The 18,926-nt window shown below is 72.8% G+C and carries 19 protein-coding genes; 7 read left to right on the top strand and 12 right to left on the bottom strand.

What is annotated here, in order from left to right:
- Nucleotides 1-2 precede the first annotated feature (2 nt).
- Nucleotides 3-617, top strand: a complete 615-nt coding sequence (locus ACGF0D_RS35990) for a TetR/AcrR family transcriptional regulator (protein WP_392923574.1) — start codon at nucleotides 3-5, stop codon at nucleotides 615-617.
- A gap of 50 nt (nucleotides 618-667) precedes the next feature.
- On the opposite strand, the gene ACGF0D_RS35985 is transcribed toward ACGF0D_RS35990, so the two are convergent.
- The 5 genes from ACGF0D_RS35985 to ACGF0D_RS35965 form a co-directional block, all read right to left on the bottom strand.
- A complete protein-coding gene (locus ACGF0D_RS35985) occupies nucleotides 668-859 on the bottom strand; it encodes a ferredoxin (protein ID WP_392923623.1) in 192 nt (63 codons plus the stop codon).
- A gap of 35 nt (nucleotides 860-894) precedes the next feature.
- Complete coding sequence (locus ACGF0D_RS35980; RefSeq protein ID WP_392923571.1) at nucleotides 895-2,103, bottom strand: cytochrome P450; 1,209 nt, start codon at nucleotides 2,101-2,103, stop codon at nucleotides 895-897.
- 336 nt (nucleotides 2,104-2,439) lie between these two features.
- Complete coding sequence (locus ACGF0D_RS35975; RefSeq protein WP_392923568.1) at nucleotides 2,440-3,669, bottom strand: hypothetical protein; 1,230 nt, start codon at nucleotides 3,667-3,669, stop codon at nucleotides 2,440-2,442.
- Nucleotides 3,670-4,073: 404 nt separating this feature from the next.
- Nucleotides 4,074-4,886, bottom strand: a complete 813-nt coding sequence (locus ACGF0D_RS35970; RefSeq protein ID WP_392923565.1) for an isocitrate lyase/phosphoenolpyruvate mutase family protein — start codon at nucleotides 4,884-4,886, stop codon at nucleotides 4,074-4,076.
- A 431-nt stretch (nucleotides 4,887-5,317) separates the two neighbouring features.
- A complete protein-coding gene (locus ACGF0D_RS35965; protein ID WP_392923562.1) occupies nucleotides 5,318-5,467 on the bottom strand; it encodes a hypothetical protein in 150 nt (49 codons plus the stop codon).
- 56 nt (nucleotides 5,468-5,523) lie between these two features.
- Between ACGF0D_RS35965 and ACGF0D_RS35960 the strand changes: the two genes are divergently transcribed.
- On the top strand, nucleotides 5,524-5,895 hold the full coding sequence (locus ACGF0D_RS35960; RefSeq protein WP_392923560.1) for a VOC family protein: 372 nt from the start codon (nucleotides 5,524-5,526) through the stop codon (nucleotides 5,893-5,895).
- 6 nt (nucleotides 5,896-5,901) lie between these two features.
- Here ACGF0D_RS35960 and ACGF0D_RS35955 read toward each other — a convergent pair whose 3' ends face one another.
- From ACGF0D_RS35955 to ACGF0D_RS35935, 5 genes are all read right to left on the bottom strand, one after another.
- A complete protein-coding gene (locus tag ACGF0D_RS35955) occupies nucleotides 5,902-6,849 on the bottom strand; it encodes a hypothetical protein (RefSeq protein WP_392923557.1) in 948 nt (315 codons plus the stop codon).
- Between the two features lie 118 nt (nucleotides 6,850-6,967).
- The gene (locus ACGF0D_RS35950) at nucleotides 6,968-7,360 is read right to left on the bottom strand and encodes a hypothetical protein (RefSeq protein ID WP_392923554.1); all 393 of its coding nucleotides are present in this window, start codon (nucleotides 7,358-7,360) and stop codon (nucleotides 6,968-6,970) included.
- A gap of 367 nt (nucleotides 7,361-7,727) precedes the next feature.
- Nucleotides 7,728-8,930: a cytochrome P450 gene (locus tag ACGF0D_RS35945; protein WP_392923552.1), complete on the bottom strand. Its 1,203-nt coding sequence runs from the start codon at nucleotides 8,928-8,930 to the stop codon at nucleotides 7,728-7,730.
- A 290-nt stretch (nucleotides 8,931-9,220) separates the two neighbouring features.
- Complete coding sequence (locus ACGF0D_RS35940; protein ID WP_392923549.1) at nucleotides 9,221-9,637, bottom strand: peptidase inhibitor family I36 protein; 417 nt, start codon at nucleotides 9,635-9,637, stop codon at nucleotides 9,221-9,223.
- 288 nt (nucleotides 9,638-9,925) lie between these two features.
- Complete coding sequence (locus ACGF0D_RS35935) at nucleotides 9,926-10,243, bottom strand: DUF6191 domain-containing protein (protein WP_392923546.1); 318 nt, start codon at nucleotides 10,241-10,243, stop codon at nucleotides 9,926-9,928.
- Between the two features lie 223 nt (nucleotides 10,244-10,466).
- Between ACGF0D_RS35935 and ACGF0D_RS35930 the strand changes: the two genes are divergently transcribed.
- From ACGF0D_RS35930 to ACGF0D_RS35910, 5 genes are all read left to right on the top strand, one after another.
- A complete protein-coding gene (locus tag ACGF0D_RS35930; protein WP_392923544.1) occupies nucleotides 10,467-10,970 on the top strand; it encodes a hypothetical protein in 504 nt (167 codons plus the stop codon).
- Between the two features lie 157 nt (nucleotides 10,971-11,127).
- The gene (locus tag ACGF0D_RS35925) at nucleotides 11,128-11,451 is read left to right on the top strand and encodes a hypothetical protein (RefSeq protein WP_392923542.1); all 324 of its coding nucleotides are present in this window, start codon (nucleotides 11,128-11,130) and stop codon (nucleotides 11,449-11,451) included.
- A gap of 350 nt (nucleotides 11,452-11,801) precedes the next feature.
- Nucleotides 11,802-13,184, top strand: a complete 1,383-nt coding sequence (locus ACGF0D_RS35920; protein WP_392923539.1) for an erythromycin esterase family protein — start codon at nucleotides 11,802-11,804, stop codon at nucleotides 13,182-13,184.
- A gap of 129 nt (nucleotides 13,185-13,313) precedes the next feature.
- Nucleotides 13,314-13,955: a dihydrofolate reductase family protein gene (locus ACGF0D_RS35915; protein WP_392923537.1), complete on the top strand. Its 642-nt coding sequence runs from the start codon at nucleotides 13,314-13,316 to the stop codon at nucleotides 13,953-13,955.
- A gap of 298 nt (nucleotides 13,956-14,253) precedes the next feature.
- A complete protein-coding gene (locus ACGF0D_RS35910; protein WP_392923535.1) occupies nucleotides 14,254-15,717 on the top strand; it encodes an alpha/beta hydrolase in 1,464 nt (487 codons plus the stop codon).
- A gap of 93 nt (nucleotides 15,718-15,810) precedes the next feature.
- Here the strand turns inward: ACGF0D_RS35910 and ACGF0D_RS35905 are convergent, their stop codons facing one another.
- Both ACGF0D_RS35905 and ACGF0D_RS35900 read right to left on the bottom strand, forming a co-directional pair.
- Nucleotides 15,811-17,601: a hypothetical protein gene (locus ACGF0D_RS35905; protein ID WP_392923532.1), complete on the bottom strand. Its 1,791-nt coding sequence runs from the start codon at nucleotides 17,599-17,601 to the stop codon at nucleotides 15,811-15,813.
- The gene (locus ACGF0D_RS35900) at nucleotides 17,598-18,662 is read right to left on the bottom strand and encodes an ATP-binding protein (RefSeq protein WP_392923530.1); all 1,065 of its coding nucleotides are present in this window, start codon (nucleotides 18,660-18,662) and stop codon (nucleotides 17,598-17,600) included. Before ACGF0D_RS35900 ends, ACGF0D_RS35905 begins: the two co-directional genes overlap by 4 nt.
- Nucleotides 18,663-18,926 lie beyond the last annotated feature (264 nt).

The following is an 18,926-nucleotide window of genomic DNA, read 5'->3' as shown; positions in this document are numbered from 1 at the left end:
GGATGGTCCCCGACGCTCCCCGGCTGCTGCGCGCCGACGCCGCCCGCAACGCTGAGAAGATCATCCGGGCTGCCCGGGAGGTCTTCACCGAACAGGGCCCCGAAGCCCACCTCGACGAGGTGGCGCGCCGGGCCGGTGTCGGGCCCGCGACGCTCTTCCGCCGCTTCCCCGACAAGGCCGCGCTCCTGCGGGCCGTGCTGGACCAGCGCTTCGGCGAGAACGTGCGGCCCGTCATCCAGGCCGCCGCCCACGACCCCGACCCCGCGTCCGGGCTGGCCCGGGTGCTGGCGGCGGCCCTGGAATCGGTGGCCGGCGACTTCAACGTCCTGGCCGCCGCCCGGGCCGCCGGCGTCCTGACCCCGGCGACCGGCGAGGAGTTCTTCGCCGCCCTCGACGACCTGCTGGCGCGCGGTCAGGGCGCGGGCGCGATCCGCGCCGACCTCGTGCCCGACGACCTGCACCGCATCGTCGTCATGCTGGTCTCGGTGCTGTGGACGATCGACCCGGGCGAGGACGGCTGGCGCCGGTACCTGGCCCTGGTCCTCGACGGCCTCTCCCCCGCCGGGGCCCGTCCGCTGCCCTGTCCCGCCCCCGCGCTGCGCCCCCGCACGCCCTGACGCCGAGGCAGGTGCCGGCCGCCCCGCCGGGCGGCCGGCACCGCCGCCGGTCAGCCCGCCGGATGCCACCGGAGCGCCGTGACCGGGCACCTGGCGGCCGCCTCGCGGGCCTGTTCCGCCGCCGGCCCGACGGGCTCGGCGGCCAGCACGACGACCTGCCCGGCCTCGTCCTGGTCGAACACCGACGGCGCGGTCACCGCACACTGCCCCGACGACACGCACCGCGAGGCGTCCGCCGTCACCCGCGCGGCCGGCCGCTCTCGCGGCTGATCCCCGTTCACCACAGGACCGGCACCTCGCCGATGCCGCCCGCCAGCCGTTCGGAGTGGTCGCGCAGGCTGCGCGCGTCCACCGCGAGCCGCAGGCCGGGGAAGCGCCGGAACAGCCCGGTCAGCGCGATCTGCATCTCGGTACGGGCCAGCGCGTTGCCGATGCAGTAGTGGCCGCCGTACCCGAAGGCGAGGTGCGCGTTGGGGGAACGCGACGGGTCGAAGGCGTCCGGCTCCTCGAACACCCGCCCGTCCCGGTTCGCGGAGTTGATCGACACCAGCACCGCCTCGCCCCGCGCGATCGCCGCCCCGCCGACGGTGACGCCCTCGCGGGCGTAGCGGGTCAGGCCCAGGGCGCCGGGCGCGGCCATCCGCAGGACCTCCTCCACCGTGGCGCGGGCCGACCCGTCGGGGTCGGCGGCGAAGCGGTCGCGGCGGCCGGTGTCGCTGAGCAGGAACAGGACCCCCAGGTCGATCCGGGTCGACGTGGTCTCGTGGCCCGCGAACAGCAGCCCCACCGCCAGGCGGGTCATCTCCTCCTCGGTGAACGAGGGGTCCTGCGCCTGCACGGCCAGGATGTCGCTGATCACGTCCTGCCCCGGGTGCCGGCGCTTCTCCTCGGCGATCGCGGCCACGTAGGCCTCGAACTCGGCCATGGCGGCGGCCCCGTCGGCGCCGCCGTACAGCGCGGCGATCCGCTCCGACCAGCCGCGCAACAGGCCCCGGTCCTCCACCGGCACGCCCAGCAGCTCGCAGATCACCATGACCGGCAGCGGGAACGACAGGTGGTCGTGCAGGTTGACGGCGCGTTGCGGATCCCGGGAACGCTCCCTCTCCATCGTGTCCAGGCAGGATGCGGCGAGTTCCGCGATCCTCTCGCCCATCCGGCGCATCCGCGGCGCGCTGAACGCGGGCGCCAGCATCCGGCGCATCCGCGTGTGCTCGCGGTCCTCCTCCTCGGGCGTGGGGGCAGGGCGGGTGTGCAGCGCCGAGGCGGAGATCCGCGGGGCGCCCTCGACGTCGGGGCGCAGCCGGGAGAACCGGGTGTCGCTCAGGATCTCCCGGGCTTCCTCGTAGCGGGTCACCAGCCAGGCCGGGTCGCCGGCGGGTGTCGTCACCCGCGTGATCGGGCCTTCCTCGCGCAGGCGCGCGAACAGCGGCGCCAGGTCCAGGGCGTTGGGGCGCTCGAAGGGTAACTGCGGTGCGGGGGCGGTCATGGTCTCTCCTCACCGGCCGAAGGGCCACAAGAGCAGCGAACGCTGAGCGGAACCGCTCTCCCCTGCGGGTCCGGGGCCAGGACGAGCGACGTGGCGATCCGGCCGACAAGTGAGAGTCAGCTCTCTCTTGGTTGGAGAGTAACACCGTCGGCACGCACAGTCAGGTGGCTCTGCCCTTCCGTCAGGTGTCGGACGTCCCAGTGGGTGATCAGGCAGGTGGCGAAGCCGGGGATGGCCTCGTGGATGTCGCCGCGTCTCCCGATCGCGCCACGAGGAAGGGCCCGGCCTCCCGAGCAGTAGGAGACCGGGTTCCTCGGCTCGGCGGGCCCTGCGGCGTCAGCGGGCGTCGCGCAGGAAGACGGACCGCTGGACGGACTGGTGGCCGTTGGACTCCGCGCTCACCCGGATGTCCACGTCGGCGCCGTACCTCGGGGCCTGCTTGAGCGTGGCACGGAAGGTGTACTCGACCGTGTTGCCGTCGCGGACGCCCGGCACGTTCGGGTCGACCGTGACCAGGCCGCAGTCGTTCTTCAGCTCGACCGGCTTCCATACGTCACCGACCAGGGCCTCCACCGTGACGTCGTCCGGGGTCAGCCACTCGGAGCTCGACACGGCCACCCGGGGGCGCAGGCCCGCGGTGCCGTCCGGTGAGGAGACCCGGAAGCTGAACGGGATCGGCCCCGTGGTGATCACGCCCTTGGCCGGCGGCATCACCGAGAGCATCTGCGGGCTGTGGCTGTCGACGACCTCGGCGTTCAGCTCGGCCTTCGCCATGTCGAGGTAGTTCTTGGAGTACGGCACGGGGGCGTCCGCCTCGATCGTGATCCGCCCCGGACGGTTGGCCAGGGACAGCCGCATCCGGTACTCGATGGTCCGGCTCTCACCGGCGGCCAGGGTGAAGGCCGCGTCGTCGGCCGTGCCCGCGTAGTCCATCCCGCCGCCCATGCTGAGGTGGTCCAACGTCTTCCAGCCCGAGGCGTCCTTGCGCTCCAGGGTGCCCTCCGCCATCGCGAGCATCATGGTGCAGGGCGCGCCCTCGTACTGCTGGGTCGCCACCACCGGGGCCACGCCGCGGGTGCCGGTGGCGTCGTTGTTCTTCCAGGTAACAGTGAAGGACACCAGGTCGTTCAGCCCGATCTGCCCGCCCTCGCTCAGACCGCCGAAGGTGATGCCGATGCCACTTCCGCCGGACTGGACGGCGGGCCTCGGCGCGGCGGGCTCGGCCGGGGCCTTCGCAGCGGGCTTCGCAGCGGCCTTGGCGGCGGGCTCGGCCGGGAGCTTGGCGGCGGGCTTCGCGGCGGCCTTGACACCGCTCTTGGCTCCCGCGGCCGCGGGGGCCTGCGCGGCCGGGGTGCCGACGGCGGGCTCGGCAGCGGGCGGGGCCGTTTCGGTGGCCGGCGCGGTCGGGGTGGCGCCCGCGTCGGGGGTGGCCGAGGGGGCGGTGGAGGGAGCGGAGGCGGCGACGGACGCCCCACCGTTGGTCGGGCCGCAGGCCGCGACACCGACGGCGGCGACGACAGCCAGCGGGGCGATCTTCGCAATGCGGGCGATAACGGACGCGTTCATGTGACAGTCCCCCCAAGGACAAAGGTGGTGGTGATGGCGATCGATGAGCAGGCGCCTGATGTCGCGCCCGGAGGAGCCGGCCCGAGCTCCCGGCTCCCCCGGCCCGCTCTCCCTGCCTCTCACCCTGATAGACGTCCATCCCGTCGGGGGGTTGCAGACGGGTTCGAAGAATTTCTCGCGCCCGGCCCGGCCCTCGGACCGAGCGCGTCCGACGCCCCGGCTCACGACCGGACAGGTGGTCGTGGTCGGGTCGTCGATCGCTCCGTGGAAGGCGTTCCACGGGCGGGGGCCGCGGACCGTGCGGGGCCCGGCCGGCGCACCGCGTCCGGCGCACCCGACGGCGGGCTCCGGGCCACCGTCGGGCGCGCGGCCGGGTGTGGTCGGCCCGTCAGCTCGTCAACTCATCAGCTCGTCGCAGTGAACAGGCTGTTGAGCTCCGGGTAGTCGATGGCCCGCCGGAGGGAGTCGTAGCCTCCGGCGCGGTGAAGTTCGAGCGCCGCCTGCCGTGCCACGGCGTAGGCGGCCTGCGCCACACCGGAGCCCAGGCTGACCCGGGCCACGCCCAGAGCGCCCAGCTCGTCCACCGGCACGGTCCCCGGCCCCGCCATGATGTTGAGGGGGACGGTCAGACCTGCGGCTAGGTCCTTGATGACTCCGGGGTCCGTGACGCCGGGGACGAAGATCCCGTCGGCGCCGGCGTCGACGTAGGAGCGCGCCCGTTCCAGCGTGTCCTGCAGCCGGGCGGCGGGGTCACCCAGCCCGAGCAGGTAGGTGTCGACGCGGGCGTTGACGAACAGGTCGACGCCCGCCCGCTGCGCCGCGCCGCGGGCGGCCGCAATCCGGTCGACGAGAGTGCTCGGCCGGCGGGTGCCGTCCTCGATGTTGACGCCCACCGCGCCCGCTTCCAGCACGCGCGTGACGGTCTCCGCGACCTCGACGGGGCTCTGCCCGTAGCCGCCCTCGATGTCGGCGGTCACCGGGACGCTGACCGCCGCCGCGATGCGGGCGATGACCTCCAGGACCAGGCTCCGGGACACTCGATCCCCGTCCGGGGAGCCGAGCGACCAGGCCACCCCGGCGCTGGTGGTGGCGACCGCAGGCGCTCCCGCAGCTTCCATGACGCGGGCGCTGGCGACGTCCCAGGCATTCGCGAGGGCGAGCGGGCGGGCAGGGGTGTGGAGGGAATGGAAGACCGATGACTTGCTCGTACTGGACATGCCCCCAAGAACACCAGCAGGTCAGATCGTTGTCCGGCGGGAAACCGACACGGACGTGCGTGGCCCGGGACCACGTCCGACCGACGGGCTCGGAACGGAACCACCACCGGGCCGATCCCGCCAGGCCGTGGCCGCCGTGGTCCTCCGGCTCCGTCAGCAGCCGGAGGACCAGGTGCCGGACCTACTCGGATTCGACCCCCCCCGGTCGACCGCGCGATGCTATTCGCCGACCCGCAACTCACCTGACTGCTGCAACCGAAGCCGGTACAGCGTCCACGCGGGCGGTCCGACAGGGCGCAGCGACCGAAGCACCCGACTCGCCCGGCGGATTGCGACGCCTCCTCGCTGCCGCGACAGTTCACGATCCGGCTGGACCCGCGGGCGAATCCGCACCTTCGTCTCCTCGTTGATCTCCGTGCCGGCCACTGCGTTCAACGAGAGAGCACTTCAATCACCGAGAGGTCGAGCTCGGCGCACCATTCCGGCCGACTCGGCGGGTCGAACCACTCACTGCACAGCCGCTCGGACGTATACGAGTCCAGCAACGTACGCCGTTCGAACTCCGCCTCGAGCTTGGCCACGATCCGACCGCGTCAGTAGCACTCTCAGTGTCAGAGGTGCGCAGTACGGTCCTGCCATGGCAGCCAAAATCGATCTGACCCTCGAATGCGCGAACGCACAGCTCCTCGCGGATTTCTGGAAGACGGCACTGGGCTATGTCGACGAGCCGCCGCCTGCTCCCTTCAAGACCCGCGAGGAGTGGCTCGCGCAGTTCGACCTGCCGGAGGGCGGCTCTGAGGACGACGGGGCGTGGCTCTGCGATCCCGATGGCGTCGGCCCCCGCCTCTCCATCCTCAAGGTTTCTGAACCGAAGACGGCGAAGAACCGGCTTCATATCGACGTTCGGGTACCGGGCCACGGCAGTCCCGAGGGGCCCGACTTCCTGCGGTACCGGCCGACCGGGCCGGGCGCCGGCACCGGCGCCGGCACCGGGGGCCGACGGCAGTGACGGAGCTCAGGACTCGGCTTCCAACGCCCGGAGTCGGGCCTCGGCGTCGGCGACGACCCGTCCCGACTCCTCCGTCAGTCGTCCGTCCGCGTCGGTGATCGGGCAGTTCATGACCCTGACGGCGAGTCCGTCGAGGTCGAGCATCGCCGCCACCTCCGCGCGCCGACGGGAGTCGTATCGGGCGAAGTCGTCGCACTCCTCGACCAGTGCGGTGAACGACGGGAGCCGCCTGACCAGCTCGGCCCTCAGGTTCTGCAGGACGAACTGCATGTCCTTGCCGCGCTCGTACAGCGCGGGCGCCTCGTCCTGCCTCGTCCTCGCCTTCGCCTCGCGGCGGTCCAGGTCTCGCGCCTTCCTCCGCCGGGCGTCTTCGAACGCCTGGCTCTGCAACCTCGCGACAACCTCCCGCGTGAGGTCGGCCGAGGTTTTTCCGATCTCGGTCAGGACCCTTTGCCCGGCCGCCTTCCCGCCTCCGCCCGCGACAACGCGACCGAACCACGCTTCAACGGCGTTGCGTTCCGCCGCCCCGTACAGCGTCCTGATCGCCGTGCCGGTGGAGGCGGACCCGAAGGCTCGCACCGCGCCATAGGAGCCTGCCTTGACCGCGTGACCGACGACGAGCGGAACGACGACCTGGAGCGCGCCGCCTGCCAGAAGGACGACGACGGGAGGCACGGTGATCCTGCGCAGCCGCGGAGGTTCGACGCCCGCCTCACCGCCGACGGCCAGCCTCTCGATCGTGGCCGGTTCGACCGGATCGATCTGCTTGAGGCGATGGAAGACGTCACGGAAGGGGACGAGGGCCTCGTCGTGGAGACGCCGCCGCGCCTCCTGCACGGCAGCGTTGTCCCTGGCGGCCCGCCGGTCGAGTTCCTCCTCGCGCTCGAGCAATCGCTTGTGCCTCTGCCGGTTCGTGTTCACGAGCCTGACGCTGTCGACCACGTCGATGGCCACGGTGCCCCCTGATCCTCGGTGCGGAGATCGTAGGGCCGCAGCAGGCCGCTTCGCCGCATTGTGATTGGCCCTGATCGAAGGTGTGCGGGACGGGTTCAGGGCTGCTCCTTCGTGTTCCCTACCAGTACGTGGCCGGTCCCGAGAGGACCCAGCCGGCGTCGGTGGGCTTGACCCAGAAGCCCAGGGCCACCTCGATCAGCTGCGCCCGGTAGGTGATCTCGACGTTGACATGGCTTCCGGTGTCGCCCCAGTGGAAGTCCGCGAGATCGAGTTCGCCGAGCCAGGACAGGTCCTGCTCCCACTCGGCGGCAGCGGCGCTGCCGCCCGCCTCGCCCGCGTCGGCGCTCGCCTCGACGGAGCCGGTCCACAGCGATCTGAGCACATGCGGGACCGAGTAGTGATCGATGAGCTTCTCGGCCTCAGGGATCCTCCCGGCTCGGAGGAGGCTGAAGTAGCGGCGAACGACCGCTTCGACGTCGGTCCTGGCAGGGCGTTCCGTCCAGATCTCCACCGCGGGATCATACGAGCGCGGTGACGTCACCGAGCAGTGTTGCCCCGAACCTCGCGGGCAGTGGGTGCGTGGCGCTCGCGTCGCGGGCAGGCAGCGCGGGCGGGGCGGCGTGTGAGCGCAGCTCCGCCTGTCAGACGCGGGAGGAGACGGGCCGTCGCGATGGGGAGGCGACGGCCCGGGGGGCAGGCCCGGGACCTCGAGCGGTTCGGGTGGGGCCGAGGCCCTCGTGGACGGCGGTCATGACCCGCTCCGGTGCGTCGGACGCGGTGAGGTCGGCGGCGGCGCGGCGGTGGGCGAGCGGCTCCGCACTCGTGGGTGTCGCGATCGGTCCCGGCGGCACCGCGACCGGCGCGCCCACGGGAGCACGTCAGCCTGCGGCGTCGCTCGCGTCGTGGAAGCGCACCGGCAGGCTCGTCAGTCCCCTCAGCATGGTGCTCGGCCGCCGGACGAGGCCTGCCGGGTCGGCGTCGAGGGCGAGGCGAGGGCGACGCCCGATCAGGGTGCGCAGGGCGATGGCGGCTTCGACCCGGGCGAGGGGGGCGCCGAGGCAGTGGTGGATGCCATGGCCGAACGCGAGGTGGCCGGCGGGCTTGCGGTGGATGTCGAACCTGTCCGGGTCGGGGAAGTGGCGCGGGTCGCGTGAGGCCGCGGCCAGGGAGACGAGGACGCTGTCGCCTGCCGGGATGGTGGTGTCGCCGATCCGTACCGGTTCGGTGGCGTAGCGGAAGGCCGCGGACTCCACCGGGCCGTCGTGCCGGAGGGTCTCCTCGATCGCGCTGTCGACGAGGCCGGGATCGGCGCGCAGGGCGGCGAGCTGCTCGGGGTGGGCGAGCAGGGAGAGGACCGTCCCCGAGATGAGGTTCGCGGTGGTCTCGTGCCCCGCGACGAGGAGGAGGAAGGCCATTCCGAGCAGTTCCTCGGCGGAGAGCCCGTCGGCGGTCGGGGTGACGAGCGCGCTGAGCAGGTCCTGGCGCGGGCTGGTCCGGCGTTCCTCGATGAGGGCCGTGAGGTGGCCGGTCATGGCGCCGGCCGCCGCACCGGCGGCCTGTGGGGAGCTGGGCGCGACCAGTTCGGTGGACCAGGCGTGGAAGTCGGCGCGGTCCGCCGCCGGTACGCCGAGCAGTTCGCAGATGACGGTCATCGGCAGCGGCAGGGCGTAGGAGGCGACGAGGTCGACGGAACCCGCGTCGGACAGGGCGTCGAGCAGGCTGTCGGCGATCTCCTGAACGCGGGGGCGCAGCGCCCGGATCCGACCGGCGGTGAACTTGCCGGCGACCAGTTCGCGGAGCCGGGTGTGCTGGGGTGGGTCGCTCTGGAGCATGTTGACCCCAAGGGCGTGGCCGCCGTCGTCGGTCCATGCGGAGGAGTGCCGGATGTCGTTGCTCAGCCGGGGATCGGTGAGGGCGGTGCGGGCCTCGTCACGGGTGACGACGAGCCATGCTTCGCCGGATCCCGGGACGAGTACCCGGTGGACCGGCCCTTTCTCGCGCAGTGCCGCGTAGGCGGGGTACGGGTCGATGGTGACGTCGAGGCCCGCGGGAGACAGTTCCTGAAGCGTCGGAGCCGGCATGTTCTTTCCCCCCTGGAAAACGGGGAGCAATCCCCGGTGATGGCCCGACCCTACCAAACCGGGGACGCTTCCCCACTTTGGCCGTGCCGCCGGGCTCGCCGACCAGGGCGTGGTGCGCTCGGGCGTCCGCCTCCCCTCCGACGCCGCCGTGGAAGTGGCTGTCGGTCACCACATGGAAAGGCAAGCCCCGGATCCCGTCCTCGGCAGCGGTCGCGGCGAAGCGACGACACTCCCCCGCGGCTGCTCCTGCCGCGCCGGCCGCGGGACGGTGCGGCAGGAGCAGCGGATACCTAGGAGAGGAACCTCAGAGAGGACACCTTGTCGTTCCAGGAACCGGCGAGGTTTCCGGAGCCCTGCGACCGGATCGACAACTGGCCGCCTCCGTAGTCCGCGTTCTCGTGGAGCACCACCGGCTGGCTGGTGTTGTCGTAGTAGGAACTGGCCTTGTCGTTGAATCCATAGGTGCCCAGCGAGGACACGCTCGAGCGGGTGACCAGGATCTGGGCGCTGCCGCCCGCGTTGTAGCCGTCGTTCTCGTAGAGGCAGAACCGGCCCGTCGGACAGCCGCTCCTGCCCTGCCCGGACGTGAGGTAGGTGTCCGCGGCCCGGTCCTGCGACCGCACCGTCGGGGCGGCGTGCGCCGGCACCAACAGCAGTCCGGTTGCCAGGGCCGCCACACCGGCGGCGAGTCGTGCTCGCGTCTTCATGGGGACTCCTCGAAGCTCGTGGCTCGTACACGGATCGTGCGCAGTGAATATTGCCGCTTCGCCGGCGAACCATGAGCTGATGTCACCTGGACAGCGCAGGCTGCCGGACATCCGTGCGATGCCGCCCCGCACGGACACCGACCCGCCACCTCCCGGGACAGCCCGGCCACAACGACCGACGCGACCGAGGCGCGCCTGGCGCAGGGCCGCGCGACCGAACCCTCCGAGCACATCCTCGACGCACTCGCCCGGATCCGCGCGCCACCCCGTCGACGCCCTGTGCCCCTGTCAGGAGGCCTTCGGCAGCCGGATCACCGCCGAACCGCGCGCCAGGTCCACCCCGGTGCGATTCGGCGGAGCGCCGTCCTCGTCCTCGTCGCGCAGCATCAACGCCGACTGCCGCTCCTTGAGTTCGTGCTGCTTGCCTGCCGAGAAGCTGGCGTGCAACTGCTCGAAGCCGGTCGCGGAGACCTGCCCCTGCCGGGCGCCGGTCCGCCAGGGCAGCAACCCGGCCCGGCCGGCCCGCAACAGCACCTGGTCGACCAGCGCGAGCGCGGTGAGCAGCAGCACCAGCCCCGGCAGCGTCATGAAGATGAGAAACCCCATCCGGCCAGTATCGTCGGCCGATCCACGGTCGCACAGAGGCCGGCCCGCGCGGCCTTCGGGCGGAGCGGGATCCCGCAGCACGCCCCGCCATCATGACGAACCGTCAATCCAACCTCCCTGTAGGGCCGGGGCGAGGCAGGCGCAGGGTGCGCGGTGTGAACGAACTGATCTTCCGGGGAAAGACAGGTTCGGCCCCGACGCGGCCGATGTCGCGCTCCTGCTCGTGGTCGTCACGGCCGAACTCCTCGCCGACCGCATGAAGTTCCACTTCGGCCCCGGCCCCATGATCCTGGTCGTCGGCGGGACGGTGCTGCTGGTCGCCGCGAGTCGCCTCATCGTCATGCGGTACCTGGTCCGGGTCGACGCCGACGGGGTCACCATCAGTTGGGGGCTCGGCCGTGGCCGCACGTACTCCTGGCAAGAGATCTCCTGGATCGACGCGTCGGAGATCCAGGGCCGCGGCACGACCACACGCGTGGCGCGGATCCACACCACCGACGGCCGGCGCCACTGGCTTTCGACGCTGGTGACCAGCGGCTTCAACCCGTTGGAGGACTTCGACGGCGACTTCCGGCGGGTCGTCGGCCGGTGGAAGCACAGCACCAGTGCGAGCCGGCGCGTCCGGCCGGAGAAGCAGTTCCGGGACCGGATCACCCCCACGAAGTTCGCCGTGGTGGGCACCGTGGTCTTCGCCGTCGTCCTCTTCGTCGTCACCGTGGTGCTGTAGCTGTAGCTGTAGCTGTGGTCGGCTGGACGCGTCGGCCCGGATCCGGCGGCGGGCGTGTGCCGGTATCGGCCTCGGCGGCGGACCCGGCGGTCGTCCAGCCGTGCTCGACACGTGTCCGTCGCCGGCGCCCGAGGATGTCGTTCGAGAGGATGTACCGGTGGCGAACCTGACCCGGATCTGGACGACGACCCGCACCAACTTCCGCGCGGCCGACCCGGTCGAGCGGTGGACCGCGCGAGCGGCCTGGGCGGTGTTGACCGCGACGGCCTGGCTTGCGGTGATGTTCACGACAGTCTGGGGGGCCATGGTCGCCGGGGTTCCCACCGGCATCGTCGGGTGGCCGGCGATCGTCCTCTCGCTCGCGGTCCCCGCCGTCTCGTTCGTCGCCGTCACCTCCGAACCCGGTGGGCGCCCTGGTGCGCCGGCGTTGACGGTTCTCCTCCTGGCGGCGGCCGCCGTGCTGCTCATCGCCCTCATCTGAGTCGTGACGCAAGGCGACGGCGGTCCGCTTGCACGCCGACCTCGGCGACGGACGACTGGCGTTCACCGCGGGGGCGGCCTGGCTGGTACCGAAGTCGCCGTCGCGGCAGTGCTGTTGGAGGCATCGCACGATTCGGACCGAGGGTGACCCCGGGTCCGGGCGGGCGCGCCGCGCGCCGTAACGGCCGGCGGGCCGCCGTCGGCCGGGGGGCCGGCCACCGAATCCGAACGGGGGGTTACCCCCAGCGAAGACGGCGGTCCTCCCCAGCGCGCCGCGGGCCCGCCGACACGAGGATCGACTCACCGGACGCCGAGGTCGTCGGCGTACCGCCTAAGTGAGGAGTGATCGGAATGATGACGGACGACAAGCGGATCGGACGGCGGGGACTGCTGACGGCGGCGGTGGCCACCGCGGCGCTGCTGGTCCCGGTGGCGGCGGTCGCCGCGCCGGTGGACCCCAACGCCACCGGCGCGGCCACGGACCCGGGGACGGTGCAGCGCTCCGCCGTGGTGCGCGCGCTGGACAGCGTCGCCCGGCCGCTGCGGACGACGGAACCCGGCGGCCGTACCACCGACCTGCGTGCCCTGGGCTCGATGATCGGCGACGCCGAGGTGGTCGGCCTCGGCGAGGCCACCCACGGCTCGCACGAGTTCTTCGCGATGAAGCAGCGGGTGTTCCGCTACCTCGTCGAGGAGAAGGGCTTCACCACCTTCGCCCTGGAGACGAGTTGGAGCAGCGGCCTGCAGATCGACGAGTACGTCCAGGGCGGTCCGGGTGACGCGCGGCAGGTCGTCAAGGACGCCCTGGGCGAAAGCCCGTGGGAGCGTGAGGAGTTCGCCGACCTGATCGCCTGGATGCGGGCCCACAACCGAAGCCACCCGGAGCACCCGGTCCACTTCGTCGGTGACGACCTCGGCCTCCCGAGGCTCGGCGACCGGATGTTCGAGCGGGTCACCTCCTATGTGCGCGGGGCCCGCCCCGACGTCCTCCCGCAGCTCGACGAGCTCTACGCGGGCCTGCGGCCGTTCGACGACGCGTTCGCCTACCTGCAGAAGCCGCCCGCCGAGCGCCGCGACAACGCCGCCAAGGCACAACGGGCGCTCGACCTTGTCACCGCGAGCGGTACCGGCGCCTCCGACGGCGACGCCCACGCGTGGGCGGTTCAGCACGCCCGGAACATCGCCGAGACCTTCGCCTTCGCCGCCCTGGACCTCGCCGACCCGGCCTCCGTCTCCGCCTCCGAGCAGCTGCGCGACCGGGCCATGGCGGACAACACCGCGTGGTGGCAGCGCCGCACCGGCGGCAAGGTGCTGCTGTCGGCGCACAACGGGCACACCGGCTACCTGGCCACCGACACCTTCCTGTACCCCCGGCCGCAGGGCTCCCAGCTGCGCGACACCTACGGCCGCGGCTACGTGGCCATCGGCTTCACCTTCGACAGCGGCTCCTTCCTCACCAACGACGAGGCGCTGACCCGCGACTGGAAGACCGTCACCGTCCCGGCGGCCACGCCGGACATGAACGAGTACACCCTCGACCAGGTCCGCTACCGGGACTACTACGTCGACCTGCGCACCGCACCCCGGGCGGCCCGCGACTGGCTGGACGTCAGCCGCCCCACCTACGACGCGGGCTCGGTCTACGTCAGCGACCCGATGCCGCGGCTCGCGATCGGCCGGGCCTACGACGTCCTCATCCACCTGAACCAGGTCACCCAGGCACGCAAGCTCTGATCGCGCGCCCATGCCGCCGCCGGGGCAGGCGGCGGGTGCGGAAGACCGGGGTTCGGCGCGGCGATGAGTTTTTCGGCCCCCGCGGGTCTACAACCTCGACGGGAACGACCACCTCATCGGGAGACAGACATGGGCCTCATCCACATCGAACTGTTCGCGACCCTCGACCTCGTCGGGCAGGCGCCCGGCGGGCCCGACGAGGACCCGGTGGGGTTCCCGTTCGGCGGCTGGCAGGCACCCCTGCTGAGCGAGGTCACCGGGGCGCAGATCCTTTCCGCGTACGAGGGCACGGACGCCCTGCTGCTCGGCCGGCGGACGTACGACATCTTCGCCTCCTACTGGCCGCACCAGAAGGACGGCGAGATCGCCGAACTCTTCAACCGCGTCCCGAAGTACGTGGCCTCCCACAGCACGCCCGACCTCCCGTGGGCGGGATCCACCCTGCTGGGACCGGATCTGGCCGCCGCGGTGCGCGAGGTCCGCGACCGGCACGAGCACGTGAAGGTCGTCGGGAGCCTGGACCTGGTGCAGACCCTCCTGCGGGAGAAGCTCTTCGACCGGCTCGACCTGTGGGTGCACCCGATCACGCTCGGCGTCGGGAAGAAGGTGTTCGACGGCGGCGCGGTGCCCACGAACCTCACGCTCCTCGAACCGCCGGTGGCCGCTCCGCAGGGCACCGTCTTCCTGCGCTACGGGCTCGCGGACGGCACGCCCAGGACGGGCGACATGAGCGCCCCCGACCGCGGTCTCGGGCACGACGACGGCCGCTGATCCGCTGACCGCCGTCACCCGGCGATGAGGAAGTCGTCCTGGTCTCGCACGCGCCCATCGCTGACCCTCCCGCTGCGGGAGGGTGACCGCACCCACCCGCGGGCTGCCGGCAGCGGGCCGGCGGCCCCGCCACCCTGACCCGTTGAGGCCGGGGCATGGGACTTCGGCACGACGTCAGCGCGGAGGCGTACGCCGCAGGTTGGATCTCGAGCCCATCCCCGCGCCGTACCTGGCGCGGGTGCGGCGGAACGGAGACTGGAGGCAATTCCGAGGTACCGATTCTGCACAGAGGACTGACATGGTTCTGCGAGACGGACGGACGATTTCCGTGCTGACGGTCGGCGCGGTGACGACCGTGTTGACGGCGCTCACCCCCGTGACGGCGTTCGCGGCGGGCGATCCGCTCCAGCGCTACGCACAGCAGCAACTCCGTTGGGAGCGTTGCGATGTGGACCACCCGGCGACGTTCGAGTGCGCGAAGGTCAAGGTGCCGCTGGACTACCGCGACCCCGGCGGCCGGACGATCGACATCGCGATCTCGCGGGTCAGGGCGGGCAGCGCGAGGCAGCGGCACGGCGTGCTGCTGATCAACCCCGGGGGACCGGGCGGCCCGGGGCTGACCATGCCCGTCGAGATGGAGCCGCTGCTGCCGGCGGAGGTACGGGACAGGTTCGACCTGATCGGGTTCGACCCGCGCGGAGTCGGGCAGAGCTCGCCGATCGGCTGCGACCTGACGCCCGACCAGCGGACCTTCCAACACCCGTACGTCCCGGGGACGTTCGCTAAGGACGTGGCCTGGGCCCGGACGGTGGCCGACAAGTGCTGGGCCAAGGCGGGGGACGTGCTGCCGCACATCACCACCCGCAACACGGCGCGGGACATGGACGTCGTCCGGGCGGCGCTGGGCGAGCGGAGGATCTCCTACTTCGGGCACTCGTACGGCACCTACCTGGGCGCCGTCTACACGCAGATGTTCCCCCAGCGCTCGGACCGGTTCGTGCTCGACAGCGCGCTCGACCCGGCGCTCGCGTGGCGGGGGACGCTCCGGGAGGCGGCGCCGGGGGCCGAACTGGCCTTCACCCGATGGACCGAGTGGGCCGCCGCCCGCGACGCCGACTACGGGCTGGGTGCCACCGCGGCGGAGGTCCGCAGGACGTACTGGGACCTGGTCGCCCACGCCGACCGCACGCCCGTCCCGACGGAGAACGGGGCGCTCGACGGCGACGCCATCCGCACCGGGTACGCCGCGTTCGTCCACGTCGAGGCCGTCACCCCCTGGATCGTCGCACTGAAGGCCGCCGCCGCGGGCGGGCCCGCCGCACCGGCGGTGCCGTCGGTCGTCCCGACGGACAACACGACCGCCGCCGTCTGGGCCGTGTTCTGCGGCGACTCCCGCAACTGGCCGCGCGACCCCGAGCAGTACCGCCGGGACGCGGTCCGCGACCGGGCCGCGTACCCGCTGGCCGGGGACCTGGGGGCCAACATCCAGCCGTGCGCGTTCTGGAAGTCGGCGGGCGAGCCGGCCACCGTGGTGAACAACGACGTCAACGCGCTCATCGTGCAGAACCAGTGGGACCCGCAGGCGACGCCGGCCATGGCCCAGGGCATGCGGCGGGCACTGCACGGCGCGCGGATGGTCACGGTGGCCGGCGGCGAGGGCCACGGCGTGGTGGTGGCCGGCCCGTCCTGCGCGGACGGCAGCGTCACCCGCTACCTGACCACGGGCCGACTGCCCGCCAAGGACCTGACCTGCGGCGGTTAGGCCGCTTCCGCCGGGCGGCGCGCGTCCCCGCGACCGGGGCCGGGGCGGGGCGGGGCGCGGGAACCGGTCGGCCGACCGCACGGGCCGGGGCGCTCAGCTCATCCGGAAGACCGGTCCGCGCGGCGTGAACGGCAGCGCGGCGCCGCGCGGGACGAGGAAGGCGTGCTCACGACGCAGCCGCAGCACGTCGCACTCGCCGTCGGTGATCACCAGGACGGGTGCCCCGGGCGGGAAGTCCTCGGCCCGTTCCAGCAGGTCGATGCCCGGCTGGAGGACGGTGCCGCCGCGTCCGTGCACCCGCAGGCGCCCGGCGATCTCCTCGACCGGGAGGTACCCGGCGTCGTGCGGGGCGGCGTCGCAGTGCACCACCCGGGCGGCCGGGACGTCCCGGGCGGCCGCGTAGGAGGCGATCGCGCCGAGCGCCTTGCCGAGCAGTGTCCGGTCCATCGAGCCCGAGGTGTCCAGGACGACCCCGAAGGTGCAGCGCGGCACCTCCTCCTCGGGGTGGTGGCGGCCAGCCCGGGGGATGTCCGGGGTGGCGGACTGCCGACGGGCGGGGCGGGCGTAGCTGCGCACCGGTTCCGGCCTCGGCACGAACTCGTCGAACCAGCGGGCCAGTCGGGCGTCCCAGGGCAGCGGCGGGTGGGCGAGCGCACGGATCTCCTCGACCAGCCCGGCCGGCAGCAGGCCGCGTCCGCGCCGGTGCAGTTCGAAGCCCTGCTGGAGGCCACGCCGGTAGAAGTCGTCGAGGTCCACGTAGTCCCGGGGCGGCCCGAGCGGCTCGCCGAGGACGTCCGGGCGGTTCTTCCCGGCCAGGGTGGCGAGCCGGCGGATCCGGCGCTGGTCGCGGGCGATCCGGTCGTACACCTCCTCGGCCGACAGGCCCTTCAGCCGCGGGTCGTGCAGCAGCCCGTCGGGCATCTCGCCGACACCCATCTCCAGCAGCCAGCCGTTGATGACGTAGTCGGCGGCGACGTTGAACAGGAACGGGTCCCGTCCGCCGCGGCGCTCGCCGTGCCGCAGGGCGGCGTGCAGGATCTCGTGGCCGAGGATGAACCGCCACTCCTCGTCGGTGTGGTGGCGCAGCGGGTTGACGTAGATCTCGGCGGCCTCGGCGTTGACGGCGGCGACGGCGATGTCGTGGGCGCGGGCGAGTTCGGCGTCGGCGACGACGGTGAGGCCGGCCGCGATGCCGCCGAGCAGGGGGTACGAGGAGACGAACCAGTTGAGTGCCCGGTTCCAGGACCGCTCGGGCAGGCGTTCGCCGGTCTCGGCGTCGATCCGGCCGCCGGCCCGGTCCATCGCGGCGGACATGGTGCGGGTGAGTGCGGCCGCGAACGCCGTCGGCCAGTCCTCGCGGGCCTGGCCGTGGCCGCGCCACTCGACGAGCAGCTGGTCGCGTTCGGCGGTGCCGGCCGTCCCGGCGGTGGTGGGCGGCAGGCCGTCGCGGCGCCAGCGGGCGGCCAGTTCCTCCTCGTCGCCGCCCGGGTACTCCTGCGGGAGGGCGACCGGGGCGCGGCCGACCGGGAAGGTGGCGAGGAAGCGGTTGACCACCGCGCAGCGGGCGGCGGCCAGGTGGGCGTCGGGCTGGATCCGGGTGCCGCGGGCGCCCGGGAGGTGGCCGAAGCCCAGGTGCAGCAGGCAGTGCGCCAGCACCCAGGCCCACTCCTCGGGTTCGGCCCGGCGGCGCGGATTGACGTGCAGGGTGCCGTTGGAGTCGGCCACCGCCCAGCCGTCCGGCGGGGCCACGGTGCAGTCCTCACTACGGCAGACGTCGGCGCGCAGGGCGGCGAGGGCCGGGTTGCGGCGCAGCACGTGGAGGCCCTCGGCGAAGGCCTCCGCACCCGGATCCGGCTTCTTCCGCTCGGCCGGGGCGTGCTTCACCGGCGGGCCTCGACCAGGCGGGGCATGTCCCGGGCGGCCTCGATCAGGAACCAGGAGGGCAGCACCGGGTTGCCGTCCTGGCCGTCGGCTATCACCGTCTGGGCGACCTCCACCGAGATCTCGGCCAGCTGCACCAGCAGCGACTTGGCCCGGAAGGCGGTCTGCCGCTGCGCCCCGGAGGCGTGCTCCTTGCGGGCGGGCAGTTCCTTGACGAGCCGGCCGCGGAAAGCGTCGGCCAGGTAGTAGAGCAGGTCGCGGTCCTCCAGCCGGTGCGGCCAACGGGCGTCGCCCTTGAGGATCGCCTCCAGGCCGTAGGAGTTGCGGACGATCTTCGCGTAGCCGCAGAAGGCGACCGCGTGCTGTGCGGTGAGCAGCCCGTGGGCGACGACCTTGAGCGTCCCCTCGTCCAGGGTGGGGCCGAAGGATTGCAGCGCGTCGGAGAGCATGTGCCAGGCCCGCGGCGTGGAGAACGGCTCCTCGGTCTTGGGCGGGGCGGACCACAGGTGGTCGGGTCGGTCGGTGAGGTGGTCGACGATCCAGGGGTGGATGCCGGCCCCGGCCGCCCAGCGCAGCCAGTCCTCGGCGCTGGCCCGGAGATGGACGTGGACCATGCGGTTGACCAGCGCGGATGCCATCGGACGGGCGAGCGCGCCGTCGGTGGCGCGGTTCCCTGCGCCGATCACGATCGAGCCGGGCGGCAGCTCGTACGAGCCGATCCGGCGGTCCAGGATCAGCGAGTAGAAGGCCTTCTGGACGTCCGGCGAGGCCGCGTTGAGTTCGTCCAGGAACAGGCAGTACGGCTCGTCGCGGGCGATCTGCTCGGGCGGGCAGAACCGGGAGCGGCCCTCGGGAGTGAGCTGCGGGACACCGATCAGGTCCTCCGGGGCGAGCTGGGTGCCGACCAGGCTCACGCACTCCAGGCCGAGCGACTCGGCGAACGCCCTGACCAGGGAGGACTTCCCGATCCCGGGGGCGCCCCAGAGGAACACCGGGCGGACGGTGGCCAGGCCGAGCAGCAGCTCGGGGATCTGGGCGGGCGAGACGCTGACTGCTCCCTGCACGGGGCTCCTTCGCGGCGACGGTGCGTGACCGGCCCAGTGTGCGGCGCGCCCTGGCCGGGCGCACCCGGTTTTTCCGGGAGTACGGCGGACGCGGTGCCCGGCGGTCCCACCGGCCGCCCCGGGGACGGGGTGAGGGCCCGTGCTGCGCGGTTGCGCGGCGCGGGCCCTCGTGGGTCACTCCGGTGGTCCCTGTCCGGCTCCCGGGGTGTGGGGGAGGCCGATGGGTCGGCTTAGTACCAGTGGTGGGACTGCCAGAAGTTCCAG

It is taken from the genome of Kitasatospora sp. NPDC048298 (assembly GCF_043201465.1).
Lineage (GTDB): Bacteria > Actinomycetota > Actinomycetes > Streptomycetales > Streptomycetaceae > Kitasatospora.
Note: the sequence above shows the minus strand (reverse complement) of the source record. Positions and strands in the feature narration are given on the sequence as shown.

What these genes read in the sequence shown, in the direction of transcription:
- ACGF0D_RS35975 (WP_392923568.1), bottom strand. Translation starts at nt 3,669, where the DNA reads ATGAACGCGTCCGTTATCGCCCGCATTGCGAAGATCGCCCCGCTGGCT.
- ACGF0D_RS35940 (WP_392923549.1), bottom strand. Translation starts at nt 9,637, where the DNA reads ATGAAGACGCGAGCACGACTCGCCGCCGGTGTGGCGGCCCTGGCAACC.
- ACGF0D_RS35935 (WP_392923546.1), bottom strand. Translation starts at nt 10,243, where the DNA reads ATGGGGTTTCTCATCTTCATGACGCTGCCGGGGCTGGTGCTGCTGCTC.
- ACGF0D_RS35980 (WP_392923571.1), bottom strand. Translation starts at nt 2,103, where the DNA reads ATGACCGCCCCCGCACCGCAGTTACCCTTCGAGCGCCCCAACGCCCTG.
- ACGF0D_RS35945 (WP_392923552.1), bottom strand. Translation starts at nt 8,930, where the DNA reads ATGCCGGCTCCGACGCTTCAGGAACTGTCTCCCGCGGGCCTCGACGTC.
- ACGF0D_RS35910 (WP_392923535.1), top strand. Translation starts at nt 14,254, where the DNA reads ATGGTTCTGCGAGACGGACGGACGATTTCCGTGCTGACGGTCGGCGCG.
- ACGF0D_RS35915 (WP_392923537.1), top strand. Translation starts at nt 13,314, where the DNA reads ATGGGCCTCATCCACATCGAACTGTTCGCGACCCTCGACCTCGTCGGG.
- ACGF0D_RS35990 (WP_392923574.1), top strand. Translation starts at nt 3, where the DNA reads ATGGTCCCCGACGCTCCCCGGCTGCTGCGCGCCGACGCCGCCCGCAAC.
- ACGF0D_RS35960 (WP_392923560.1), top strand. Translation starts at nt 5,524, where the DNA reads ATGGCAGCCAAAATCGATCTGACCCTCGAATGCGCGAACGCACAGCTC.
- ACGF0D_RS35970 (WP_392923565.1), bottom strand. Translation starts at nt 4,886, where the DNA reads ATGTCCAGTACGAGCAAGTCATCGGTCTTCCATTCCCTCCACACCCCT.
- ACGF0D_RS35920 (WP_392923539.1), top strand. Translation starts at nt 11,802, where the DNA reads ATGATGACGGACGACAAGCGGATCGGACGGCGGGGACTGCTGACGGCG.